The 2,563-nt window shown below is 72.9% G+C and carries 3 protein-coding genes; 2 read left to right on the top strand and 1 reads right to left on the bottom strand.

Going from position 1 to position 2,563, the window contains the following annotated elements:
• Positions 1-81: 81 nt before the first annotated feature.
• Entirely contained in the window at positions 82-990 is a 909-nt protein-coding gene (gene trxA / locus A612_RS01115; RefSeq protein WP_019372778.1) for a thioredoxin, read from the bottom strand.
• Between the two features lie 160 nt (positions 991-1,150).
• Between trxA and purE the strand changes: the two genes are divergently transcribed.
• Together purE and A612_RS01105 are read left to right on the top strand one after the other, a co-directional pair.
• The gene (purE, locus tag A612_RS01110) at positions 1,151-1,651 is read left to right on the top strand and encodes a 5-(carboxyamino)imidazole ribonucleotide mutase (protein WP_019372777.1); all 501 of its coding nucleotides are present in this window, start codon (positions 1,151-1,153) and stop codon (positions 1,649-1,651) included.
• Positions 1,648-2,563, top strand: a 916-nt coding sequence (locus A612_RS01105; protein ID WP_019372776.1) for a 5-(carboxyamino)imidazole ribonucleotide synthase, incomplete at its 3' end; no start/stop codon positions are given. The genes purE and A612_RS01105, both read left to right, overlap by 4 nt.

Raw genomic sequence — 2,563 nt, 5'->3', positions numbered from 1 at the left:
CGCAGCCGGCCAGCAGCGCGGCCAGCGCCGCCAGCACCAGCGCCGACGCGGCCGCGCGCCCGCCCATCGGCCGCGCCGCGCTCAGCTCAGGACCACGCTCGACAGGCGCCGGCGGTAGGTGGCGACCGTCGGATCCTCGGGCGGGATCTGGCCGTCCTCGACCTTCGGCCGGGGCGGCTCGATGATCTCCAGGATGGCGACGTAGGCCTTGCGCGCGGCCTCGTCGTTCCAGGCCTTGTCGCGCATCAGGATTTCCAGCAGCTCGTCCATGGCGTCGGTCCAGCGTTGCTGCGCCATGAGCCAGCGCGCGCGGCCGAAGCGCGCCTCGAAGTCGCGCCGGTCGGCGGCGATGCGCGCATCGAAGGCACTCCCGTCGGCCTCGCCGGCCGGCAGGGTGGCGACGAAGTCGAGCGCATCGAGCCACGCCTTCAGCGCCCCGAGCCGGCGCGAGACCTCGGCCTTGGCGATCACCGGGGCAAAAGCCACCTTGGCGTCGTCGTCGCGCCCCATTTGCAGCAGCAGGCGCACGTAGTCGAAGCGCGCATCGTCGTTCGAGGGGTCGGTGGCGACGGCGTGCTGGAGCTTTTCCAGCGCTTCCTCGGGGTTGCCGCTGGCGAGCGCCTGCTGCGCGAGCTCCTCCTCGCCCGCTGCCTCCAGCTCCTCGGCGCTGGGCAGGTGCTTGTCCAGAAAGGCGCGCAGCTGGCCCTCGGGCTGGGCGCCCATGAAGCCATCGACGGGCTGGCCGTTCACCATCAGGATGCAGGTCGGAATGCTGCGGATGCCGAACATGGCGGCCAGCTGCTGCTCCTGGTCGGAGTCGATCTTGACCAGCTTGAAGCGGCCGGCGTACTCGACCTCCAGCTTCTCCAGCACCGGCCCCAGCGTCTTGCAGGGCCCGCACCAGGGCGCCCAGAAATCGACCAGCACGGGAACCTGCATCGACGCGGCGATGACTTCGGCTTCAAAATTCTCTACAGTGACGTCCATCATGTTCTGCGACCCTCCAGGGTGGCGCTCGGCGCGCCGGTTGGCGTGATGCGGCGATTGTCCGGCAAAGCGCGCCGCCCGCGTGCCGGACGGGCGCCCGCGGCGCCGCGCGCCTAAAATCCCGCGCTTTCATCCGGATGCACGCAGCGCGTGCCCCTCCCCCATGCAATCCATTCAGATCGGCGTGGTCATGGGCTCTTCCAGCGACTGGGAGACCATGCAACACGCAGTGGACATCCTCACGCAGTTCGGCATCGCGCACGAGGCGCGCGTGGTCTCGGCCCACCGCATGCCCGACGACATGTTCGCCTATGCCGAAGCGGCGGCCGACCGGGGCCTGAAGGCCATCATCGCCGGCGCGGGCGGCGCGGCGCACCTGCCCGGGATGCTGGCCGCCAAGACCGTGGTGCCGGTGCTGGGCGTGCCGGTCGCCAGCCGGCACCTGCAGGGCGTGGATTCGCTGCATTCCATCGTGCAGATGCCGCGCGGCGTGCCGGTTGCGACCTTCGCCATCGGAGCCGCCGGCGCGGCCAACGCCGCCCTCTTTGCGGTGGCGCTGCTGGCGGGCGAGAACGCCGCGCTGCGCGCCCGGCTGGAAGCCTTCCGCGCCGAGCAGACCGCCGCCGCACGCGCCATGCAGCTGCCCCCGGTGGCCCTGCCATGACGGCGACCGGCACGTTTCCTATCCTGCCGGGCGCAACGCTTGGCGTGCTCGGCGGGGGGCAGCTCGGGCGCATGTTCGTGCACGCCGCCCAGGCGCTGGGCTACGCCACCGCCGTGCTCGACCCGGACCCGGCCAGCCCGGCCGGGCTGGTGAGCACGCACCACCTGCGCGCCGCCTACGGCGACGGCGCGGCGCTGGAGCGGCTGGCGCAGCTGTGCGCGGCCGTGACCACCGAATTCGAGAACGTGCCGGCCGAGGCGCTGGAGCGGCTGGCGCGCACGCGGCCGGTGGCGCCGGCGGGCGCGAGCGTCGCCGTCGCGCAGGACCGCGCCGCCGAGAAGGCGCATTTCGTGCGCTGCGGCGCGCCGGTGGCGCCGCACGCCGTGATCGACGGCGACGCGGCGCTCGCCGCGGTCGATGCCGAGCGCCTGCTGCCGGGCATCCTCAAGACCGCCCGCCTAGGCTACGACGGCAAGGGCCAGGCGCGCGTGGGAAGCCGCGCCGAACTCGCCGCCGCCTGGGAGCGGCTCGGGCGCGTGCCCTGCGTGCTGGAGAAGCGGCTGCCGCTTGCGGCCGAGTGCTCGGTGCTCGTCGCGCGCGGCCGCGATGGCGCCATGGTGCACCTGCCGGTGCAGCGCAACCTGCACCGGGACGGCATCCTGGCACTGACTGAGGTCTTCGAGGGCAATGTCCCGGCCGCGCAGACGCAGCGCGCGCTGCAGGCCGCCCAGGCGATCGCGCGCCAGCTCGACTACGTGGGCGTGCTGTGCGTGGAGTTCTTCCTGCTGGAGGGCGGCGAGCTGGTCGTCAACGAGATGGCGCCGCGCCCGCACAACAGCGGCCACTGGAGCCAGGACGCCTCGGACGTCTCGCAATTCGAGCTGCAGGTGCGCTGCATGGCGGGCCTGCCGC

This window comes from Melaminivora alkalimesophila (assembly GCF_000282995.1).
Classification (GTDB): Bacteria; Pseudomonadota; Gammaproteobacteria; order Burkholderiales; family Burkholderiaceae_C; genus Melaminivora; species Melaminivora alkalimesophila.
This window is presented reverse-complemented; position numbering and strand designations above follow the sequence as displayed.

Excerpts from the sequence above, each read along its gene's own strand:
- trxA (WP_019372778.1), bottom strand. The coding sequence starts at position 990 with ATGATGGACGTCACTGTAGAGAATTTTGAAGCCGAAGTCATCGCCGCG.
- purE (WP_019372777.1), top strand. The coding sequence starts at position 1,151 with ATGCAATCCATTCAGATCGGCGTGGTCATGGGCTCTTCCAGCGACTGG.